This window comes from Streptomyces sp. NPDC015242 (assembly GCF_043079125.1).
In the GTDB taxonomy this organism is placed as follows: domain Bacteria; phylum Actinomycetota; class Actinomycetes; order Streptomycetales; family Streptomycetaceae; genus Streptomyces.
Map to the genome: position 1 here is coordinate 578380 of NZ_JBIBUF010000005.1, position 21164 is coordinate 599543.

The window sequence follows — 21164 nt, forward strand, 5'->3', positions numbered from 1 at the left end:
AAAGCCTGGGAGGCGGCTTCGGGGAAGCGGGGTCCGGAATCGTCGGCCGGGGCCGCCGCGCGTGGAGAAGGGCCGACGTCACCAGGTGGTGTGCCCCCGAGCCTGGGCCCGGGCTCGGTTCCCGGCCCGGCTCCGGACTCGGAGGAGGGCGCGGGCGCTGCCGGGGAGTGAGGTTCGTCGGCGGCGGAGGGCGGAGTCGGCTGCTGCATGGGAAGGCTTCCTCTGCGCGCTGTGCGCCTCGATGGTGTTCGGCGCCGGGAGGATCCGACGAGGCAGGGGCGGTGCGGCGTCACGCCCCGTCCGGGCGTTCCGCCACTCAGGTGAACGGTGGGGACGTCGTAGGAGTCACGCCCGCTCCCCGGCCCCTCGCACACCGTGGCCACCCGGGCGCTCACTCCTCACCTACCGCGGCCGGACCGGAACGCGTGTCCTCACGTCCCCTGTCCTGACTGTCCTGACTGTCCTGACTGGGCACGACGGCCTTGTGCGACACACACGCCCCGCCCGTGCTGCCCGCGGGCGCGCCCTCGAACCGCGCGGTCCTGGGTGGTGCCGCCCGACCGGGGCGCGTGCCGGCTTCGGGGGCACCAGCGGGGTGCGTAGGCCCTGTCGGCGTACGCCGGTGGGACGGGCGCGGGTTGGGGGCACGGCCAGCCGCGCGGGTTCGGCCAGGCACCGCGTTGGAAGCCGCGCCGGATGCCGCGCCGGAGGAACGGGGGCGGCGACGACGGCGGGTGGTCGTCGTGGCGGTCGAGGGTTCGGGGTCGGTCCGTCCGGCTCCGCCGCCGATCGGTTGGGTTCGCGCACCGTCTTCCGGCGTTTCCGGCCGGGTTCGGGTGCTCTTCTGCGGCGCTTCCGCTTCTTCAGTTCGGACACCGGGCTCGGCACCTGTGGCACGCCCACGCCCCCTCCCCTCACGCTCGGATCGCAGGCAGCGGCGGATCGACTCGGGTTCGAGCCCCTCGTTGCAGGCCTGGTGCAGCAGCCGGGCGAAGAGGTAGTCGGGGTCGGCGCCCAGCGCCATCGCGAGGGCCTCCCGTGCCTCCAGCTCGTCGCCGGTGGACCATGCGACCCAGCCCGCGAGAGTGAGGGGCGCGGCGGCGTGTTCGCCGTAGGGCCCGACGCAGCGGCGGGCCAGAGATCGCCAGAGGCGCAGGGCGTGCGCGGCCTCGTCGCCTTCCATCCATTCGGCCGCGCGGTCACGCGTCGAGCGGTCCTGGAGACCGAGGATCAGCCGGGCCGCCTCGTCCTGCCCGATCAATTCGTCATCGCGCAGGTCTGCCAGGAGCACGCCGGAGACGGGCTGGGCCTGTGCCAGTCGGTCCAGCATCCGCTCGGCGAGGGCGAGCGTCTCGTCGGCCACCTCGGTTCGGCCGGCCTCGTCCAGAATGCGCGGGACGAGCGCCATGCTCGCGGTGTCCAAGGCGGCCTCCTGCTCGAGGGCGGCCGCGCTCTCCCAGGGCTGCAAGCGGGCCCGCAGCTCCCGCAGCGTGCCGCGGACCTGGATACCGGCGTAGGCGGCCGCCGCAGCGAGCACAGAGGTGCCGGGCAGGCCCATGGGCGCTCCCTCGGGCGAGCAGCAGACCGAGTTGTCGCAGCAGTACGACCAGTAGCGCCCTTCCGAGATGCACAGGGCCTCGACCACCACGACGTCGAGTGAGCCGCACTCCACACGCAACCTCTGCGCCAGTGGCCTCAGCCGCTCCATGACCTGGCGGCCGGTCTGGCCCGGCTCGGGCTCCTGGCACAGGAAGGCCACCATCGACTCGGGGCGGACTCCCCTGCGCTCGCTGCCCTTCACCAGACCGTGTGCCAGTTGCCGGGCGGCGGACGGCCAGTCGTCCTCGTGGGCGGGGATACCGAGCCGGGCCCGGCCCCCGAACCGGCCCCGGCCGTCCTTGTCGTGCAGGGCGACCAGGACGATGCTGTCCTCCGGGCGGTAACCGAGCAGGTACGGCAGGGCGTCGGCCAGCTCGGCCGGCGTGCGCAGGGTGACTTGATGCTCGCCGCCGTGGCTGCCGTATGCCGGGCTGGGAACGGGCGGTCCTGCCGCGTCACCCGCCCGCTTGTCCGGTCCGCTTTCCACTCCCCGTTCCTGCCCGCTGTCAGTTCCCTGTTCCTCCCCGCTATCCGTTCCCTGCCCCAGCCCGGTTCCCGTTGCCCGCTCCGTCCGGCTGCTCACGGCCCGTTCCTGTCCGCTTCCCTGTCCGCCCTGCTGCCCGCTCTCCGGCCCCCTTCCCTGTGCGCCGCCCGGCCTGCTCACCAGTCCGCCGCTCAGCCCGCTCTGAGGTCCGCTCTCTTGCTCGCTCTGAGGTCCGCTCCTCGGTCCGCTCTGCCGGCGGTTCTGCCGTCCGTACTGCCGTCCGCTCTGCGGATGCGCGCCCGCCGTAGGCGCGCCGTGTGCACCGGACCCACCGATGTCGCCGTTTTCAGGGGATCCAGTCGTTTCGCCGTGGTTCGTCATGCGAAGACGATCTCGCGGAAGCCAGAACTCCGCTTGCCCCTGTGGATAACCTCGATCAGGGACACGTCACACGGGGGACAGAGGAAATAGCGGGCGTCCGCTGTCCACAGGCGTCGTGCCGCTGTCACTGCCGTCCTGTTGTATGGGACGCATGGAGCACACGAGCAACGCGGATCTCCGGGCGGCGGCCGACTCGGTCCTTGCCCGTCTCGTCGGAGACGACTCGGGAGCGGCCCGGCTGCGCGAGGACCAGTGGCGGGCGATCGAGGCGCTGGTCGCCGACAGACGCCGTGCCCTGGTCGTCCAGCGCACGGGCTGGGGCAAGTCCGCGGTGTACTTCGTGGCGACCTCGCTGCTGCGGGCGCAGGGCAGCGGTCCCACGGTGATCGTGTCCCCGCTGCTCGCGCTCATGCGGAACCAGGTCGACGCGGCGGCCCGGGCCGGCATCCACGCCCGGACCATCAACTCCGCCAACACGGAGGAGTGGGAAGGCATCCAGAAGGAGATCGCGGCGGGCGAGGTCGACGTCCTGCTGGTCAGCCCGGAGCGGCTCAACAACCCCGACTTCCGCGACCAGGTCCTGCCCCGGCTCGCGGCTGCCACCGGACTGCTGGTCGTGGACGAGGCGCACTGCATCTCCGACTGGGGCCACGATTTCCGGCCGGACTACCGCCGACTGCGCACGATGCTCGCCGACCTCCCCCCGGGTGTGCCGGTGCTCGCGACCACCGCCACGGCGAACGCACGCGTGACAGCGGATGTCGCCGAGCAGCTCGGCACGGGCGGCGGCTCGGACGCCCTCGTGCTGCGGGGGCCGCTGGACCGGGACAGCCTCAGTCTGAGCGTGCTGCGGCTCCCCGACGCGGCGCACCGGATGGCCTGGCTCGCCGAGCATCTCGACGACCTTCCGGGCTCGGGGATCATCTACACGCTCACGGTGGCCGCCGCCGAGGAGGTCACCGCCTTCCTGCGGCAGCGCGGACACACGGTCGCCTCGTACACGGGCAAGACGGAGAACGCCGATCGCCAGCAGGCCGAGGAGGACCTGCTCGCCAACAAGGTGAAGGCCCTGGTCGCCACCTCCGCGCTCGGCATGGGCTTCGACAAGCCCGACCTCGGTTTCGTGGTGCACCTCGGCTCGCCCTCCTCCCCCATCGCGTACTACCAGCAGGTGGGGCGCGCGGGGCGTGGTGTCGAACACGCGGAGGTGCTCCTGCTTCCGGGCAAGGAGGACGAGGCGATCTGGAAGTACTTCGCTTCGCTCGCCTTCCCCTCCGAGGAACTGGTGCGCCGCACGCTCGACGTCCTCGCGAGCTCGGACAGGCCCCTGTCGCTGCCCGCCCTGGAGCCTTTGGTGGAGCTGCGCCGCTCCCGCCTGGAGACCATGCTCAAGGTCCTCGACGTGGACGGCGCGGTGAAGCGGGTCAAGGGGGGCTGGATCGCGACCGGGCAGCCTTGGACGTACGACGCCGAGCGGTATGCGTGGGTGGCGCGTCAGCGCGAGGCCGAGCAGCAGGCCATGCGCGATTACGCTTCGACGGCGGACTGCCGCATGGAGTTCCTCCAGCGTCAGCTCGACGACGAGGCCGCGAAGCCGTGCGGCCGCTGCGACAACTGCGCCGGACCGCGGTTCACCGCCGACACGTCCGTGGAAGCGCTCGACGCCGCGCGCGTGGACCTGGGACGGGCGGGTGTGGAGGTGGAGCCCCGCCGGATGTGGCCGACCGGGCTGCCGGCGATCGGAGTGGACCTCAAGGGACGCATCCCGGCCGGCGAACAGGCAGCGCCGGGACGGGCCTTGGGCCGTCTGTCGGACATCGGCTGGGGCAACCGGCTGCGCCCCCTGCTCACACCCCAGGCACCTGACGAGCCGGTACCGGACGACGTGGCGAAAGCCGTCGTGGACGTCCTGGCCGACTGGGCCAGGGGCCCCGGCGGCTGGGCCTCGGGAGCCTCGGACGCCCCGCCCCGCCCGATCGGCGTGGTGACCGTGGCGTCGCGCACCCGGCCCCGGCTGATCCACTCCCTGGGCACGCGCATCTCGGAGGTCGGCAGGCTGCCGCTGCTGGGCACTGTCGAGTACACCGGTGACACGCGTCCGGGCCCTCGCAGCAACAGCGCCCAGCGACTGAAGACGCTCGACGGCGCTCTGACCGTGCCGCCCGGTCTGGCTGCCGCCCTCGCCGAGGCCAGGGGCCCGGTCCTCCTGGTCGACGACTACACGGAGACCGGGTGGACCCTCGCGGTCGCGGCCCGCCTGCTCCGGCGGTCCGGCGCACAGGGGGTGTTGCCGCTGGTGCTGGCGGTGCAGGGTTGACGGCCGATGCCCCGGCCGAGTCGAAGGCGCCAGCCGTGTCGTAAGGCGCCGACCGCACACCTCCTCGGGCACGCCTCTGGACGCCGCACGCCCGCGTGGCGTACGAACGTGTCGTGCTCGAACGCCCCATGGGTGGCTGGTCGGCACACGGGGTGGGGATATTAGCCGCGCATCATCTGATAACGGTCGGCTGCCTCAATTGCTCGTTGCCGCATTCAAGTTCGACAGGAAGAATTGAGGTCCGCTCCCCGCACGGTTCGTCCGCCGCCCGGTAGGGCTTCCCTGCGGTGCGCGCTCCCAGGAATCCGACCCCGCCCGCAGTGTGGGCGCGTAGCCGAAGGGAGGACCGTGACCTTCGGATTCGCTCCGGCCTCGGCAGCGGCGTCGACATCCGCCGCTTCCGCCAACCGCCTGCTCGAACCCGCGGAATGGGCCGCCGCCGGGATCCCTCTGCTGCGCAGCCCCCGCGAGGTGGTCAGCGGACTGCACGCCCGGCATCATCCGCAGCCGGCGACCGCCGTCATCGCCGTGCTCGATCCGGACGAGCGGCTGCGGGCGAGCGCCTCGTTCGTCCGCCGCCCGGCCCCGGCCGACGGCTGGATGTTCCGCAACGTGCTGCTGGCGCAGTTGCGCCGGATCATCCCCCACGACCTGCGGCGCCGCACACCGGTGCGCACCGCCGTGTTGCTGTACTGCCGTGAGGGCGACGCGCGTTGGACGGAGGAGGACGGCGCCTGGATGTGGGGGCTGCGCGACGCCTGCACCCTGCACGGGCTGCGGTGCGGGGCGTACATCACGCTGACCCGTGACGGCTGGCAGGTCCTGGGCGAGGACCGCGGCGGCCGCCGCCCGCACTCCGCCTCGGCACCGGAGCCGTTCGCCACGTCGGAGGCACCGCCGCCACAGCCGCGCACCGGCGGTGCCGCATCCGAGATACTGCGCCGCGCGGCTGCGGCACGCTGACACAGCGGCCGGGCGGCCGCGATCCGCTGAGACCACAGCCGAGCGACTGCGCCCCACACCCGCAGCGGCGCTACACAGCCGTAGCCGTAGCCGCGACCACGCTCGGGCCGCAGCCGGAGCCGCGCTCGGCTGCCGCGGCAGCCCTCGCGAGCGCGGCAACCCACGAGAGCCGCAGCAGCGCTCAGGAGCCGCAGCACCGCTCGGCCCCGCGGCCACACCACTTCGGCGCGGAGCCCCACAGCTCACCGGAGCCCCACGACCCCCGCGTCCGTCAGCAAGGAGAGCACGCCGACCCTCACACCGACGACATCACCCGGGCGCAAGGAGCCTCCGGAACGGCCTCCCCGAAACCCCCTTCACCACACAGCTTCCGCGCCTCGGCGCCACGGCGTTCCGCCCTCGGGCAGGCCGAGCCGCCCACCGTGCTGGACCGCCAGAGCGCCGTGCGACGTCAGCTGCCGACACCTCGGCGGAGCCTGCGGCGCAGGCTCAGACGCCCGCGCCGAGCACCGCGTTGATCCGCTGCGGGTCTCCGCAGACGATCAACAGGGCGTCGGCCCGGGAGTGGGCCAGGGCCAGCGCGCTCGCTGCCGCGGCCTCGGAACCGCCGTTGACGGCGACGACGACCACCGGGCGGGACGCGGCGCGGGACGCGACGGTGGCGTCCGTGTAGAAGACGTCGTCGCGGGCGTCGTGCTGGGCCCAGTAGGAGGCTTCACCGAAGGACAGCTCGTGGGTGGCCCACGGATGCTGCTCCCCGGTCGTGATCACCAGGACGTCACCGGGGGCACGACCGGAGTCCAGAAGCAGGTCGACGGCCTCCTCGGCGGCGTCGAGCGCCCCTTCCACGGAAGCCGGGATCAGCTGGATCTGAGGGGTGGCCGGTGCGGCGGCACCGGCATTCGGGCCCGGCGAAGCGGGCTTGGCGGCCACCTCACGCGGGGTTCGCTGCACCGGCGGTGCGGGCCGGAGAGGCCCGGGACGACCGGGACGCGACGGAGCCGCGGGACGGGGGCCGGGTACGGGACGAGGGGTCGGCGCGGTGCGGCCGCTGGCCGGAGTGGCGCGGGGACCCTGGGCGCTCTCGTGAATCTGAGGCTCCTCGGGAATGAGAGGCATGAGTTGATATTTATCAAACGTTGGTACGACCCGCGTCGGCGGGTGGCGCATGTGTACGAACGAAACCGTCAGAAATCGAAGCCCAGCTGACCCTCGATCTCCGGAACACTTCCGTCCGTCCAGTTGCGGACCTTCTTGAGGTGCCGCCACTGGGGCAGCGCATCAAGATACGCCCACGACAACCGGTGGTAGGGGGTGGGGCCCCGCTCCGCCAGTGCGGCCTTGTGCACGGGTGATGGATACCCGGCGTTGTCCGCAAAACCGAAGTCTGCATGGTCGATACCCAGTTCGGCCATCATTTTGTCGCGCTGCACCTTGGCGATCACCGAGGCCGCGGCGACCGCCACGCACGACTGGTCGCCCTTGATCACCGTGCGGACACGCCAGGGCGCGCCGAGGTAGTCGTGCTTGCCGTCGAGGATGACGGCGTCGGGCCGGACCGGCAAGGCGTTGAGCGCACGCTCCGCCGCGAGCCGGAGAGCGGCGGTCATCCCGAGGTCGTCTATCTCCTCGGGGGAAGCGTGCCCCAGGGCGTACGAGGTCACCCACGTCCGCAGTGTCTCGGCGAGCTCCGTGCGCCGCTTGATGGTGAGCAGCTTCGAGTCGGTGAGGCCCTCGGGCGGTCGGCGCAGTCCGGTGATCGCAGCGCAGACGGTGACGGGGCCGGCCCACGCGCCGCGCCCCACCTCGTCGACACCTGCAACGATCTTCGCTCCGGTCGTGGCTCGAAGGGAGCGCTCGACGGTGTGAGTAGGCGGTTCGTACGGCATGGCGCCCCTAGGTTACGCCGCTCCGAATCGCCCGCGACACCCTGCCCCACCCCAGGCGGTGACCCCTTGAACCGACTCGCGTCAGGCGCCGTCCTTGCGCAGCAGCGGAACCATCAACTGGTCGATCATTTCCTCGACTTCATCGCCCTGCCATTCGCAGCCGCACATCTTGGAGCGGTACATCATCATGGCCGGGATGGCGTCGAAGACATAGCCGTTCGCGGCGTCGGGGCGCACCTCGCCTCGTGCGATGCCGCGCTCGATCACTTCGCGGAGCATCTTGAGGGTGGGCTGTACGACGCCTTCGAAGATCACCGCATGGAAGCGCTCGGCCTGAGTCGTGTCGCATTCGTGAATCACTGAGCGAAGCGCGAAGCCGGGACGGGAGAACATCGCGTCGCGAGCGCGCAGACACAGCGCGAGGAGGTCGGCGCGCACGCCCCCCTCGTCGGGCGCCTCGTCGAACTCCGGCAGTCCGGCACGCAGGGCGTCGGCGACGAGGTCCTCCTTGGAGGGCCAGCGCCGGTAGACCGCCGCCTTGCCGGTCTGGGCTCCTGCGGCGACACCTTCCATCGTCAGGCCGTTCCAGCCGACGGTGCTGAGTTGGTCCAGCGCGGCGTCGAGGATCGCGCGTTCGAGCACGGCGCCGCGGCGGCGGGCCGTCTGAGCGGGGGCATCCGCCCAGCTCGGGGTAGCCATCGGTCTCTCTCCAGCGAGCAGAGGAAGCGGGGATTTCGGGGATGGGGAACGCGCCGCACGGCACCACGGGGGGGGGACGCACCGAACGACGCCGCCCTAAGTGAACGCTTGCGTTCACTGTCGGGGACTCACTACCGTTGACGCGACAGTGAACGCGAGCGTTCACTAAGGCACTCGTGGGGGACCCATAGTGACAACCTCTCCATTGCTCAAGGACCAGAAGAAGCCAGGTGCGGCCCGCCGGGAGGGGCACCCCGGCATCGCGCTCACGGTCATCGCGGCCTGCCAACTCATGGTGGTACTCGACGCGACGATTGTGAACATCGCGCTCCCGCACATTCAAGACGCGCTCCAGTTCAGCACCACCGACCTCACCTGGGTCGTCAGCTCCTACACGCTCACCTTCGGCGGCCTGCTGCTCCTCGGCGGTCGCGCCGGTGACATCCTCGGCCGCCGCCGTGTCTTCATGGCCGGTATCCTGCTCTTCACGCTCGCCTCGCTGCTCGGCGGACTCGCCCAGGAACCCTGGCAGCTGCTTGCCGCACGTGTCCTGCAGGGCGTGGGAGGCGCGATCGCGTCGCCCACTTCCCTGGCGCTCATCACCACCACGTTCCCCGAGGGGCCGGAGCGCAACCGGGCCTTCGGTGTCTTCGCCGCCGTATCGGCCGGCGGCGGCGCGATCGGCCTGCTCGCGGGCGGCATGCTCACCGAGTGGCTCGACTGGCGCTGGGTGCTGTTCGTCAACGTGCCGATCGGCATCCTGATCGCCGTACTCACACCGCTCTACATCGGGGAGTCCGAGCGGCACTCCGGACGCTTCGACATCGCGGGAGCGGTTACCTCGACCGCCGGCATGGCGTTGCTCGTGTACGGCTTCATACGCGCGGCGGACGAGGGCTGGCGGGACAGCCTCACCATCGGATCCTTCGCCGCCGCGGTGGTGCTGCTGGTGGCCTTCGCGGTCGTCGAGTCGCGGGCCAAGGAGCCCATCACGCCGCTGCGGATGTTCGCCGACCGGAACCGCTCGGGCACGTACGTGATCATGCTCAGTCTCGCCGCGGCGATGTTCGGGATGTTCTTCTACATCGTGCTCTTCGTGCAGAACGTGCTCGGGTACACGCCGATCGAAGCCGGGCTCGCCTTCCTGCCCGTGACGGTCGTGATCGCGCTGGGCGCGGGTCTGTCGCAACGGTTCCTGCCGGTGCTCGGCCCCAAGCCGTTCATGGTCACCGGCTCGGCCCTGGCGATGATCGGGCTGGCCTGGCAGGCGCTCATCAGCTCGGACAGTTCGTACGTCGGCGGCGTCCTCGGTCCGATGCTGGTGTTCGGATTCGGCATGGGGCTGAACTTCGTCACGCTGACGCTCACCGCCGTCTCCGGGGTCGCCCAGCACGAGGCGGGTGCCGCGTCCGGGCTGCTCAACGCCACCCAGCAGGTCGGCGGAGCACTGGGCCTGTCCATCCTGACGACGGTCTTCGGCACGGCGACGAAGAACGAGGCGGAGAAGCAGCTCCCGCAGTTCATGGCCGAGGGCTCGGCCGAGCAGAAGGCGGAGTTCGCCAGCACCCATCAACTGCCGGCGCCCTGGGGTCACGAGGTGCTGGCGCACGGCATTTCCACGGCCTTCATCCCCGCCGCCGCCATGGCCGTCCTCGCCGTCGCCACGGCATGGCTGGTGATCCGGGTCCGCAAGAGCGACCTGGAGGCACTCGCCGGCTCGGCCGGGCCGGGCGTCGGCTGACCCGGAGCCGTCTCGGACCGGCCCGCGCGGCTCGCCGGCAGGACCGACCCGGGTCCGCCGGCAGCCGCCGGGCCGGTTCCCGGCCGGTTCCTTCCCTGGGCGGCGGGCGACAACGCCGAGCCAGTGGAGCAGCAGCACCCCGAGCAACGCCCTCATGATCACCCCCCAGCACCGTCAAGCTCCATCAAGCACCTTCAAGCACCCCCGGCCGGGGCTTCCCAGTCCGTTGGCTCCTGAGACCCCGCACGGCGGTTGCCACGACAACGAGCGGCCGGTCACGGAGAGTTCCCGAGGTGTACGGAGAGTTCCCGGGAAGGTGGGGGCAGGCGCCGCGACTCGTCACGCGCCCGTGGAGGCAGGGCTCAGGCAGCCGTCGGCACCCAGTCCGGAAGGGCCTCGGTCCGCTCCACCCACAGGGCGGGTGGAGCCCCGGCCTTGCCGGCGGCGATCACGCCACCGACGATGGCGCACGTCGTGTCGACGTCCCCGCCGACCTGGGCGGTCGTCCAGAACGCCTTCTCGTAGTCGCCGAGGCTCCTCGCTGCGGACCAGAGGGCGAAGGGCACCGTGTCGTGGGCCGTCGTACGTCGCCCGCATCCCAGCACCGCCCCGACCGTGGCGGCGTCGCCGTAGTCGAGCATGTCCCGGGCCCGGCGCAGCCCGGCACCCACCGCGCTCTTGGGCACCAGACCGATGACTCCGTCGAGGAGGGCCTCGGCGCCGGGCGGTCCACCCGGCGCCGCCGCGAAAGCCGCTGCCGCGGCGACCGCCATGGCGCCGACGACGGCCTCGCGATGCTGGTGGGTGGTGTAGGCGGAGATCTCCGCCTGGTGGGTGGCCTGCTCCGGGTCGTCCGCGTACCAGGCACCGAGCGGGGCGATCCGCATCGCCGCGCCGTTGCCCCAGGACCCCTGGCCGTTGAAGAGCGCGGCGGCGAGCTCGCGCCAGTCGCCGCCCTCCCGGACGAGCCGCAGGAGGCGGTTGACCGCGGGCCCGTAGCCCCGGTCGACGTCGTGGTGCTCGGCGAAGGACCCGGCCAGGGCGTCCTGGTCGATGCGATGGTGGGCGGCCAGCACGGCGACGACGGAACTCGCCATCTCCGTGTCGTCGGTCCACTGCCAGGGTCCGGGCGGCAGCTCGCGGCGCTTCAGCAGCGGGTAGTTCACCGGGACGAAGTACTGGGAGCCCAGGGCATCCCCGACGGACAGTCCGCGCAAGGCGGCCAGGGCACGGCCCAGGCGCGCGTCGGGGGAGAAGTCGGAGGTCATCGCCCTGCCACTCTATCCGGAGATCCCGTACGGCTCGGGATCCCGCCAGCGGTCGAACGGCCGGTCCAGTGTGTACTTGCCGTCCTCCCCGAGAACGAGCATCCGCACCTCGCCGTTCCCCGGGTTCGACAGCGACTCGAACTCCGCGACCGTCCAGTGGAACCACCGCATGCAGAACAGGCGCATGGCGAGTCCGTGGGTCACGATGAGGACGTTCGGCGGATGGTCGGGGTCCTCGAAGCTGCGGAACAGGCTCTCCAGGAAGCCACCGACCCGGTCGTAGACGTCGGCGCCGGACTCGCCCTGGGCGAAACGGTAGAAGAAGTGGCCGTACGCGTCCCGGTAGGCCTTCTGCAGACGGACGTCGTCCCGGTCCTGCCAGTTTCCCCAGTCCTGCTCGCGCAGCCGGGGCTCCTCGCGCACGCGTATGAGGGCGGGGTCGAGGTGGAAGGCGCGCAGCGTCTCGTGGGTGCGCCGGTACGGGGAGACGTAGACGCTGACGCGTTCGCGGCCGAACAGCTCGCGCAGCTGCCCGCCGGTCGCCTCCGCCTGCCGCCGACCGCGCTCGGTCAGGGCCAGGGCGTGGTCGGGTTCACGCTCGTACACGGAGTCATCAACATTGCCCGTTGACTCGCCGTGCCGGACAAGGACGATACGCCGTGGTCGTGCCATGCCAAAACCCTAGATCGGGTGAGGGCCCGCCGAGCACCCGGACCGTGCCCATACGGCGTAGGTCACACGGATTCCCCACTTCCGGGCGCCCGCATACCGAGGCGGCGAAGGCCGGTGGGGCCGGGCCGGGCCCGGCTCGCGCCGGGTGGTGAGGCGCTCGCGTCCGGCCCGGTCAGACGGTCCAGCTCGGCTCCATGTCCACGACGTCACCGGTCAACGCCGCCACGTCGGCCTCCGTCTGGGCGCGCAGGGCGAGCCGCTCCACCCGTTCGGTGCGGTACTTGCCGTGCTCGGCGGCCGAACGCCACATCGACAGCACCAGGTACTCGTGGCCCGGCGCCTCGCCGAACAGCCCGCGCACCATGCCGGGCGAACCGGCCATCGCCGGGTTCCAGACCTTCTCCTGCATGAGCACGAAGTGCTCGGATCGCTCCTCGTGGACACGGCAGAGCGCCACGCGCAGCAGGTCGGCGTCCGTGAAGCGCGGCTCGAAGCCGGTCTTCACGTCGAAGCGGTAGTCGAACAGCCTGACCTGGGCGTCCTTGAAGGTGCCCGACTGTGCGGAGGCGAGCCGGTCGTGGGATCGGGCCATGAACGAGTCGTAGAAGGCGCGGCTCTCCCAGAACGCGAAGATGTGCGCCACGTCCGGCCGCCTCCGGCTCCAGCCACCCCCCTGCCCGCGAAACCCCGGCTCCCCCAGAAGCCCCGCCCACTTCCGCTGCCCCCGCTCGAACCCGCGGCGGTCCACCACGGTGCAGCGAATCCACTTGACCAGCACCGCGCCATGGTAAGGCCAGGAGCGTGGCGCCGGTCACTCTCGGCCGGACCGCTCCGCCCCGCGGGCACCCGCGCGCGTGGCAGGATGGACAAACAGTCGTGAGCGCCCGCCAGTTGGGGTGGACGGTCGGGTCGGTACGGGGAAGGGGACACCGGTGGACGGGCTCAACAAGGGGCTGCGCAAGGTCGAGATCGCGGTGCGATGGGATCCGAGTCCGGCGGGGCAGCCCTCCACCGACCTGGATCTCGTCGCGGCGACGTATCCGGCGGACGATCCGCACGGCGACCCCGCCTATGTGGTGCACTTCGACAGCCGCTCCCCCGACGGCACCATCTATCTCAACCGGGACAGCAAGGACGGTCAGGGCTTCGGCTTCGACGAGGTCATGACCCTGGAACTGGAGCGGCTCGATCCCCGCTACGCGCGCGTGGTGGTCGGTGTCGTCATCCAGCAGCGCCCGGCGGAGCGCACCTTCGTCAGCGTGGTCAACCCCGGCCTGCGCATTCGTGAGGGGTACGACGTCCTCGCCGAGGACGACTTCGGCGGCGTCCTGGGAGCCACGGCGGCCACGGTCGCGGAGTTCGTCCGCGAGGGGACCGGCCCCTGGCGCTTCCGGCCCGGGCTGCGCGGCTTCGAGGGCGACCCGGTGGCGTTCACCAGGACGATGGGCGCGATGGGCCGGCCCTGACCGCGCCGGCCTGCGCGTTTCGGCCTGACGCGCGCGGAAAGCCGTGATGACGAGAGGGGCACCGCCCGAAGGCGGTGCCCCTCTGTCATCGGCTCAGGTGCCCGGCCCGGTCGACGGGCCGGGCACCGGGCGTCAGCTGCAGCCGCTGGTCGAGCCGCAGCCCTCGCAGATGTAGCAGGAACCGGCGCGCTGCATCTTCGTGCCGCAGGAGAAGCACAGCGGGGCGTCGGCCTGGATGCCCAGCTGCATCTCGACCAGTTCGGCACTGGTGTGGGCCTGCTGCGGCGCCGGCTTGGCCGCCTCTTCCGTCTTCGGCACGGAGACGGCCTTGAGCTCCTGGGCGCGCGGCGCCGACTGGGCCAGGCCCTCGACGTCGACCTCGTCCTCGGACGGCTCGTACGAACCGGTCTCCAGGTGGCGCTGGCGCTCCTCGGCGGAGTGGATGCCGAGCGCGGAACGCGTCTCGAAGGGCAGGAAGTCCAGCGCCAGGCGGCGGAAGATGTAGTCGACGATCGACTGCGCCATCCGCACGTCCGGGTCGTCCGTCATACCGGCCGGCTCGAAGCGCATGTTCGTGAACTTCGAGACGTACGTCTCCAGCGGCACCCCGTACTGGAGGCCGACCGAGACGGCGATGGAGAAGGCGTCCATCATGCCCGCGAGGGTCGAGCCCTGCTTGGACATCTTCAGGAAGACCTCGCCGAGACCGTCGTCCGGGTAGGAGTTGGCGGTCATGTAGCCCTCGGCGCCGCCGACGGTGAAGGACGTGGTGATGCCGGGGCGTCCCTTCGGCAGGCGCTTGCGGACCGGGCGGTACTCGACGACCTTCTCGACCGCGGTCCGGATGGTCTCCTCGGCCTTCTCGGTGATCTCCGCCTTCTCCTTCTCCTTGGTCTTGGCGGAGAGGGGCTGGCCGACCTTGCAGTTGTCGCGGTAGATCGCGAGGGCCTTGACGCCGAGCTTCCAGGCCTCGAAGTAGATCTCCTCGACCTCTTCGACGGTCGCCGTCTCCGGCATGTTGACCGTCTTGGAGATGGCGCCGGAGATCCACGGCTGGATCGCGGCCATCATGCGGACGTGGCCCATCGGGGAGATGGCCCGCTCGCCCATGGCGCAGTCGAACACCTCGTAGTGCTCGGGCTTGAGGCCCGGGGCGTCGATCACGTTGCCGTTCTCGGCGATGTGGGCGACGATCGCCTCGATCTGCTCCTCGAGGTAGCCGAGGCGGCGCAGGGCCTGCGGCACGGTGCCGTTGACGATCTGCATCGAACCGCCGCCGACCAGCTTCTTGAACTTGACCAGCGCGAGGTCGGGCTCGACACCGGTGGTGTCGCAGGACATCGCGAGGCCGATGGTGCCGGTCGGGGCCAGCACGGACGCCTGGGAGTTACGGAAACCGTTCTTCTCACCCAGGCGCAGCACCTCGCCCCAGGCCTCGCTGGCGGCGGCCCACACCGGGGTGTCCAGGTCGTCCATGCGGACGGCCTTGTCGTTGGCGTCCGAGTGCTGCTTCATGACGCGCTTGTGGGCGTCGGCGTTGCGGGCGTAGCCGTCGTACGGGCCGACGACCGCGGCGAGCTCGGCGGAGCGGCGGTAGGCCGTGCCGGTCATCAGGGAGGTGATGGCGCCGGCGAGGGCGCGGCCGCCGTCGGAGTCGTAGGCGTGGCCGGTGGCCATCAGCAGGGCGCCGAGGTTGGCGTAGCCGATGCCGAGCTGGCGGAACGCGCGCGTGTTCTCGCCGATCTTCTGGGTCGGGAAGTCCGCGAAGCAGATGGAGATGTCCATCGCGGTGATGACCAGTTCGACGACCTTCTGGAAGCGCTCGGCCTGGAAGGACTGGTTGCCCTTGCCGTCGTCCTTGAGGAACTTCATCAGGTTCAGCGAGGCCAGGTTGCAGGACGTGTTATCCAGGTGCATGTACTCGCTGCACGGGTTCGACGCGGTGATCCGGCCGGACTCGGGGCAGGTGTGCCAGTTGTTGATCGTGTCGTCGTACTGGATGCCGGGGTCGGCGCACGCCCAGGCGGCCTCCGCGATCTTGCGGAACAGCTGCTTGGCGTCGACCTCCTCGATGACCTCGCCGGTCATCCGGGCCCGCAGGCCGAACTGGCCGCCCTGCTCGACCGCCGTCATGAACTCGTCGTTCACGCGGACCGAGTTGTTGGCGTTCTGGTACTGGACGGACGTGATGTCGTCGCCGCCCAGGTCCATGTCGAAGCCGGCGTCGCGCAGGACGCGGATCTTCTCCTCTTCCTTGACCTTGGTCTCGATGAAGTCCTCGATGTCCGGGTGGTCGACGTCGAGGACGACCATCTTGGCGGCGCGGCGGGTGGCGCCACCGGACTTGATCGTTCCTGCGGAGGCGTCGGCGCCGCGCATGAAGGAGACCGGACCGGAGGCGTTGCCACCGGAGGACAGCAGCTCCTTGGAGGAGCGGATCCGGGAGAGGTTCAGGCCGGCGCCGGAGCCGCCCTTGAAGATCATGCCCTCTTCCTTGTACCAGTCGAGGATCGACTCCATGGAGTCGTCGACGGACAGGATGAAGCAGGCGGAGACCTGCTGGGGCTGCTTGGTGCCGACGTTGAACCAGACAGGGCTGTTGAAGCTGAAGATCTGGTGCAGGAGGGCGTACGCGAGCTCGTGCTCGAAGATCTCGGCGTCGGCGGGCGAGGCGAAGTACTTGTGGTCCTCACCGGCCTTCCGGTACGTCTTCACGATGCGGTCGATCAGCTGCTTGAGGCTGGTCTCGCGCTGCGGGGTGCCGACGGCACCGCGGAAGTACTTGCTGGTGACGATGTTGACCGCGTTCACCGACCAGAAGTCGGGAAACTCGACGCCGCGCTGCTCGAAGTTGACCGAGCCGTCGCGCCAGTTGGTCATGACGACGTCACGGCTCTCCCAGGCCACCTCGTCATAGGGGTGGACCCCAGGGGTGGTGTGGATGCGCTCGATACGCAGGCCCTTGCTCGCCTTGGGGCTCTTGGCGCGGGAACTCCGTGCCGGACCGCTCGCCGTCTCTGTCATGCCGCCTCCCTGTACGGGCGAAAACGCCCTGAAGTGCCCCGTTGTTCCCGGTGCACGGTGTTCTGTCTGATGCTGCGGGCACCCACTCACATCGCCCGCAACAGGTCTTCACATCGCCGCCGCCCGGCCGGTCCCGGAGCTGCCTTCCGGGTCCGGCCCGCCGGTCAGTCGGCGGCGCCTGCGGGCTCGGGGACGTGTGCCGTCCCTCCGGGCCCGCCGTCGTCTTCCTGGCTCCCCGCACCCGTGTCCCCGCGGTCGCCGTCGTCCGCGTCGGGGCGCCCCGTCCCTTCCCTGAGCTCCGCGATGGCCGCCTCGAAGTCCTCGAGCGAGTCGAAGGCCCGGTAGACGGAGGCGAAGCGCAGATAGGCGACGAGATCGAGTTCCTGCAACGGGCCGAGTATGGCCAGCCCCACGTCGTGGGTGGTCAGCTCGGCGCTTCCGGTGGCCCGCACCGCCTCCTCGACCCGCTGGCCCAGCTGGGCCAGCGCGTCCTCGGTGACGGGCCGCCCCTGGCACGCCTTGCGCACACCATTGATGATCTTCGTGCGACTGAAGGGTTCGGTGACGCCGGACCGCTTCACCACCATGAGCGAGCACGTCTCCACGGTCGTGAAACGACGGGAGCAGTCGGGACACTGGCGGCGTCTGCGGATCGACGTGCCGTCATCGGTCGTACGGCTGTCGACGACCCGGCTGTCGGGGTGCCTGCAGAAGGGGCAGTGCATGTTCTCCCAACCCTCCTCACAGCAGACTCAATAGCCTCGCCGGACGTCATGCGCCCCACGAAGCAGCCCCAAGCATAGGCGATGACCATGGCCGCGAAGACCGGGGGGACCACAACTTGTGGGCTGCTGCTGCAATCCAACCACTAGATGTGGGGATTGGCTCATACATCCACGCCGCACGCGCGTGTCGCACACGTAGCCGCAGGTGACACCCGCCCGGCGGAACCACTCCGCTCCCGCGTGTCGCTCCCGGACCGTCGCACTCGCCCGGAGCGCAGCCTTCCGCCCGCACGCGGACGCCCCGGTTCGTGCACGGCCGTATCGCTGCGGCACATGCGGAGATACGGTGGGCGCCGCGCAAAGGGGACGTGGGACTCCCGCACAGATGAGGGCCGGTCCCGGGGCAGGGGCATGCCGGATGGCAGACTGGGGCAACAGTCCACGAGGCGATCACCCCGGCGGTGAAGAGTACAGCAATGGACCCTTTTGCCCGCCAGGTGGCCTGGCCGCCAATACACCCGGACATGCGATCGCGTCCGGCAATTCGCATTTTTTCACTCGAACGTGTGTTTGGCGCAACCTTTCGAAAGCAACTACCGTTGTCCAGCAGGGAGACCATCGAGAGGGGCCGACGTGACCACCACCGCAGACAGTGTCACCATCACTGGACAGGACCGCTCCCAGGGCCGACTGGAGCCGGTGCATGCGATGAACGAAGCCACGAACCCTGAGGGGCACAAGCGCTCCCTGCCGGGCCGACCTCCCGGCATCCGGGCGGACAGCTCGGGCCTCACAGACCGCCAGCGCCGCGTGATCGAGGTGATCAGGGACTCCGTCCAGCGGCGCGGCTACCCGCCGTCGATGCGTGAGATCGGCCAGGCCGTCGGCCTCTCCAGCACGTCCTCGGTCGCGCACCAGCTGATGGCACTGGAGCGCAAGGGCTTCCTGCGCCGGGACCCGCACCGCCCCCGCGCCTACGAGGTGCGCGGCTCCGACCAGGCCGCGTCGGTGCAGCCCACCGACACCGCGGGCAAGCCGGCCGCGTCGTACGTGCCGCTGGTCGGCCGGATCGCCGCCGGTGGCCCGATCCTCGCCGAGGAGTCCGTCGAGGACGTCTTCCCGCTGCCCCGCCAGCTCGTCGGTGACGGCGAGCTGTTCGTTCTGAAGGTCGTCGGTGACTCGATGATCGAGGCCGCCATCTGCGACGGCGACTGGGTCACGGTCCGCCGCCAGCCGGTCGCCGAGAACGGCGACATCGTGGCCGCCATGCTGGACGGAGAAGCCACGGTCAAGCGGTTCAAGCGCGAGGACGGCCATGTCTGGCTCCTCCCGCACAACGCGGCCTACGAGCCGATCCCCGGCGACGACGCGACCATCCTCGGCAAGGTGGTGGCCGTGCTGCGCCGCGTCTGACAGCGCGCACCGCGTCGGGCGGGCCGCCCAGGCCCACCCTCTGACCGGGCCCCGGAACCCCTGCGCCGGTTCCGGGGTCCTGCGCTGTCCGGGGGGCGTACGGTCCCGGGCCCCCAGCCGAGGGCGGCGCCGTCCGGGCCTCCACTGTCCCAGGCCCCGCCGTGCGGACCCGTGAGCCCCAGGACTCGCGCAAGTCCTCCAGGCCGGTCCGACGTGCCGGCTCGGCGTCCCGCTCGGCCCGGGGTCCCGCTCGGCCCGGGGTCCCGCTCGGCCTGGGGTCGGCCTACGGCCCGTGCGCCGCAGGCCGCAGCCCGGGAGTCATCCGGCCGTTTCCTCCGTCTGCTTCGCCATCGCGTCGATGGCCGCCAGCGACTTGCGGACCTGGTTGCGGTCCGTCGTGTACCAGAAGTCGGGAAGCGACGCTTTCAGGTACCCGCCGTACCGGGCCGTGGCCAGCCGCTGGTCCAGCACGGCGACCACGCCCCGGTCGCCCGAAGCCCGGACAAGGCGGCCGGCTCCCTGTGCCATGAGAAGCGCGGCGTGCGTGGCGGCGACCGCCATGAAGCCGTTGCCTCCCGCCTCCTCCACGGCCTTCTGGCGGGCGCTCATCAGCGGGTCGTCGGGGCGCGGGAACGGGATCTTGTCCATGACGACCAGTTGACAGCTGGGTCCGGGGACGTCGACGCCCTGCCACAGCGACAGCGTGCCGAAGAGGCAGGTCCTGGGGTCCGCCGCGAAGTTCTTGATGAGCTCGCCGAGCGTCTCCTCGCCTTGGAGGAGGATCGGGAACTCCGGGATCCGCGACCGCAGCTCCTCGGCGGCCACCTGGGCACCCCTCATGGAGGAGAACAGGCCCAGGGTGCGTCCGCCGGCGGCCTGGATCAGCTCGGTGAGCTCGTCGAGCATGTCCGCGCGGTCGCCGTCCCGCGCGGGGCGTGCCAGGTGTTTGGCGACGTACAGAATGCCCTGCTTGCGGTAGTCGAAGGGGGAGCCGACGTCGATGCCCTTCCACTTCGGGACATCGTCGCCCTCGGTACCCTCCGGGGCGAGGCCCAGGGAGGCTCCCACTCCGTTGAAGTCGCCGCCCAGCTTCAGCGTCGCCGAGGTCAGCACCACGGAGCGGTCCGTGAAGAGCTTCTCCCGCAACAGCCCCGAGACGGACATCGGGGCGACGCGCAGTGAGGCACCGAACCGGTCGTGGCGCTCGTACCAGACCACGTCCCACTCGGAGCCGTTCGTGATCCGCTCCGCGACGTCGTGGACGTTCTCCACGGCGGCCAGGGCCTGCTTGCGCACCGCGTCCTCGTCCTGGACGGACTTGTCCCGGGTCGCGCCCATCGCGGAGATGACCGTGCGGCACGCGTCGCGGAGCGCCATCAGCGCGTACCCGAGATCCTCGGGAATCTCCTCCAGCCGGCCCGGCAGCGCCAGCTCCATGAGCCGCTCGAACCCCTCGGCGGCGGTCTGCAACTGATCCGCGGCCTTCTCGTTGACGAGCTTCGCGGCGCGGCGCACCGCGCGGTTGACCTGGCCGGGGGTGAGCTCGCCGGTGGCGACACCGGTGACTCGCGAGACCAGCTCGTGCGCCTCGTCGACAATCAGCACCTCGTGCTGCGGCAGGACCGGGGCGCCCTCGATGGCGTCGATGGCGAGCAGGGCGTGGTTGGTGACGACGACCTCGGCGAGCTTGGCCCGCTCCCGGGCCATCTCGGCGAAGCACTCCGCACCGTAGGCGCACTTGGACGCGCCCAGGCACTCCCTCGACGAGACGGACACCTGGCCCCAGGCACGGTCGGAGACACCGGGGGTGAGGTCGTCGCGGTCGCCGGTCTCCGTCTCGTCCGCCCAGTCCCGCACCCGCAGCAGGTCCTGCCCGAGCTTGCTGGTGGGGGCGGCCGCCTCGAACTGGTCGAAGAGGCCGTCCTCCTCGTCCTGCGGGACACCCTCGTGGAGGCGGTGCAGACAGAGGTAGTTCGACCGGCCCTTCAGCATCGCGAACTCCGGCCGGCGGCGCAGCAGCGGGTGCAGCGACTCGACCGTTCTCGGCAGGTCGCGCTCCACGAGCTGGCGCTGCAGGGCCAGGGTGGCCGTCGCGACGACCACTCGCTCCCCGTGCGCGAGCGCGGGCACCAGGTAACCGAGCGACTTGCCGGTGCCGGTGCCGGCCTGGACCAGCAGGTGGGAACCGTCGTCGATCGCTTCCGCCACGGCCTCGGCCATGGCCACCTGGCCGGGACGCTCCGTACCGCCGACGGCGGTGACGGCAGCATGCAGGAGTTCGGGGAGTGAGGGCTTCGTCATAGCGCGACCACCCTACGGCCCGGCACTGACAAACGGGTGATCAAGGCGGGGACGGGCGGCGGGATCAAGACCGTGGACTCCTCGACGGGGAGGGCGGTGGCGCGGCGCGCACGGGCCGTGAGCTGTGCGGTGAGACGAGCGACAGTGAGGCATGGTGCCGCGACGCGGCCGGTGATCGGAGAAATGGTCGGGATCGGCGGGAACCGCGTCTACGCCCGCCAC

Annotated in this window: 15 protein-coding genes; 5 read left to right on the forward strand and 10 right to left on the reverse strand. The window is 71.0% G+C overall.

The window, feature by feature from the left end:
- Nucleotides 1–391: 391 nt before the first annotated feature.
- Nucleotides 392–2086: a DUF4192 family protein gene (locus tag ACF07N_RS20215; protein ID WP_392114677.1), complete on the reverse strand. Its 1695-nt coding sequence runs from the start codon at nt 2084–2086 to the stop codon at nt 392–394.
- Nucleotides 2087–2615: 529 nt separating this feature from the next.
- On the opposite strand from ACF07N_RS20215, the gene ACF07N_RS20220 reads away from it, so the two are divergent.
- Together ACF07N_RS20220 and ACF07N_RS20225 are read left to right on the forward strand one after the other, a co-directional pair.
- Nucleotides 2616–4781: a RecQ family ATP-dependent DNA helicase gene (locus tag ACF07N_RS20220; RefSeq protein ID WP_392114680.1), complete on the forward strand. Its 2166-nt coding sequence runs from the start codon at nt 2616–2618 to the stop codon at nt 4779–4781.
- A 348-nt stretch (nt 4782–5129) separates the two neighbouring features.
- The gene (locus ACF07N_RS20225; protein WP_311688392.1) at nt 5130–5744 is read left to right on the forward strand and encodes a hypothetical protein; all 615 of its coding nucleotides are present in this window, start codon (nt 5130–5132) and stop codon (nt 5742–5744) included.
- Between the two features lie 489 nt (nt 5745–6233).
- Here the strand turns inward: ACF07N_RS20225 and ACF07N_RS20230 are convergent, their stop codons facing one another.
- The 3 genes from ACF07N_RS20230 to ACF07N_RS20240 form a co-directional block, all read right to left on the reverse strand.
- Complete coding sequence (locus ACF07N_RS20230) at nt 6234–6863, reverse strand: hypothetical protein (protein ID WP_392114683.1); 630 nt, start codon at nt 6861–6863, stop codon at nt 6234–6236.
- 68 nt (nt 6864–6931) lie between these two features.
- Nucleotides 6932–7633 (reverse strand): ribonuclease HII, encoded by a 702-nt coding sequence (locus ACF07N_RS20235; protein WP_392114686.1) that lies wholly within the window; start codon nt 7631–7633, stop codon nt 6932–6934.
- Nucleotides 7634–7714: 81 nt separating this feature from the next.
- The gene (locus tag ACF07N_RS20240) at nt 7715–8332 is read right to left on the reverse strand and encodes a TetR/AcrR family transcriptional regulator (protein ID WP_392114689.1); all 618 of its coding nucleotides are present in this window, start codon (nt 8330–8332) and stop codon (nt 7715–7717) included.
- A gap of 190 nt (nt 8333–8522) precedes the next feature.
- Between ACF07N_RS20240 and ACF07N_RS20245 the strand changes: the two genes are divergently transcribed.
- On the forward strand, nt 8523–10073 hold the full coding sequence (locus tag ACF07N_RS20245; RefSeq protein WP_392114692.1) for an MFS transporter: 1551 nt from the start codon (nt 8523–8525) through the stop codon (nt 10071–10073).
- Between the two features lie 362 nt (nt 10074–10435).
- Here the strand turns inward: ACF07N_RS20245 and ACF07N_RS20250 are convergent, their stop codons facing one another.
- The 3 genes from ACF07N_RS20250 to ACF07N_RS20260 form a co-directional block, all read right to left on the reverse strand.
- Nucleotides 10436–11341: an ADP-ribosylglycohydrolase family protein gene (locus ACF07N_RS20250; RefSeq protein WP_392114695.1), complete on the reverse strand. Its 906-nt coding sequence runs from the start codon at nt 11339–11341 to the stop codon at nt 10436–10438.
- A gap of 12 nt (nt 11342–11353) precedes the next feature.
- Nucleotides 11354–12013 carry a histidine phosphatase family protein gene (locus tag ACF07N_RS20255; RefSeq protein ID WP_392114698.1) on the reverse strand — a complete coding sequence of 220 codons (660 nt, stop codon included), beginning with the start codon at nt 12011–12013 and terminating at the stop codon, nt 11354–11356.
- A gap of 172 nt (nt 12014–12185) precedes the next feature.
- Nucleotides 12186–12791: a YdbC family protein gene (locus ACF07N_RS20260; RefSeq protein WP_383330774.1), complete on the reverse strand. Its 606-nt coding sequence runs from the start codon at nt 12789–12791 to the stop codon at nt 12186–12188.
- 154 nt (nt 12792–12945) lie between these two features.
- Here ACF07N_RS20260 and ACF07N_RS20265 point away from each other — a divergent pair, with 154 nt between their 5' ends.
- A complete protein-coding gene (locus ACF07N_RS20265; RefSeq protein WP_392114701.1) occupies nt 12946–13479 on the forward strand; it encodes a TerD family protein in 534 nt (177 codons plus the stop codon).
- A gap of 132 nt (nt 13480–13611) precedes the next feature.
- Here the strand turns inward: ACF07N_RS20265 and ACF07N_RS20270 are convergent, their stop codons facing one another.
- Both ACF07N_RS20270 and nrdR read right to left on the reverse strand, forming a co-directional pair.
- Nucleotides 13612–16503: a vitamin B12-dependent ribonucleotide reductase gene (locus ACF07N_RS20270; protein WP_383330780.1), complete on the reverse strand. Its 2892-nt coding sequence runs from the start codon at nt 16501–16503 to the stop codon at nt 13612–13614.
- 164 nt (nt 16504–16667) lie between these two features.
- A complete protein-coding gene (gene nrdR / locus ACF07N_RS20275) occupies nt 16668–17228 on the reverse strand; it encodes a transcriptional regulator NrdR (protein WP_383330783.1) in 561 nt (186 codons plus the stop codon).
- A gap of 633 nt (nt 17229–17861) precedes the next feature.
- Here nrdR and lexA point away from each other — a divergent pair.
- Complete coding sequence (gene lexA, locus ACF07N_RS20280) at nt 17862–18641, forward strand: transcriptional repressor LexA (protein ID WP_383330786.1); 780 nt, start codon at nt 17862–17864, stop codon at nt 18639–18641.
- 318 nt (nt 18642–18959) lie between these two features.
- Here the strand turns inward: lexA and ACF07N_RS20285 are convergent, their stop codons facing one another.
- Nucleotides 18960–20942 carry an ATP-dependent DNA helicase gene (locus ACF07N_RS20285; protein WP_392114706.1) on the reverse strand — a complete coding sequence of 661 codons (1983 nt, stop codon included), beginning with the start codon at nt 20940–20942 and terminating at the stop codon, nt 18960–18962.
- Between the last annotated feature and the right edge of the window lie 222 nt (nt 20943–21164).

What these genes read in the sequence shown, in the direction of transcription:
- ACF07N_RS20250 (WP_392114695.1), bottom strand. Translation starts at nt 11,341, where the DNA reads ATGACCTCCGACTTCTCCCCCGACGCGCGCCTGGGCCGTGCCCTGGCC.
- ACF07N_RS20285 (WP_392114706.1), bottom strand. Translation starts at nt 20,942, where the DNA reads ATGACGAAGCCCTCACTCCCCGAACTCCTGCATGCTGCCGTCACCGCC.
- ACF07N_RS20270 (WP_383330780.1), bottom strand. Translation starts at nt 16,503, where the DNA reads ATGACAGAGACGGCGAGCGGTCCGGCACGGAGTTCCCGCGCCAAGAGC.
- nrdR (WP_383330783.1), bottom strand. Translation starts at nt 17,228, where the DNA reads ATGCACTGCCCCTTCTGCAGGCACCCCGACAGCCGGGTCGTCGACAGC.
- ACF07N_RS20220 (WP_392114680.1), top strand. Translation starts at nt 2,616, where the DNA reads ATGGAGCACACGAGCAACGCGGATCTCCGGGCGGCGGCCGACTCGGTC.
- ACF07N_RS20230 (WP_392114683.1), bottom strand. Translation starts at nt 6,863, where the DNA reads ATGCCTCTCATTCCCGAGGAGCCTCAGATTCACGAGAGCGCCCAGGGT.
- ACF07N_RS20235 (WP_392114686.1), bottom strand. Translation starts at nt 7,633, where the DNA reads ATGCCGTACGAACCGCCTACTCACACCGTCGAGCGCTCCCTTCGAGCC.
- ACF07N_RS20255 (WP_392114698.1), bottom strand. Translation starts at nt 12,013, where the DNA reads ATGGCACGACCACGGCGTATCGTCCTTGTCCGGCACGGCGAGTCAACG.
- ACF07N_RS20240 (WP_392114689.1), bottom strand. Translation starts at nt 8,332, where the DNA reads ATGGCTACCCCGAGCTGGGCGGATGCCCCCGCTCAGACGGCCCGCCGC.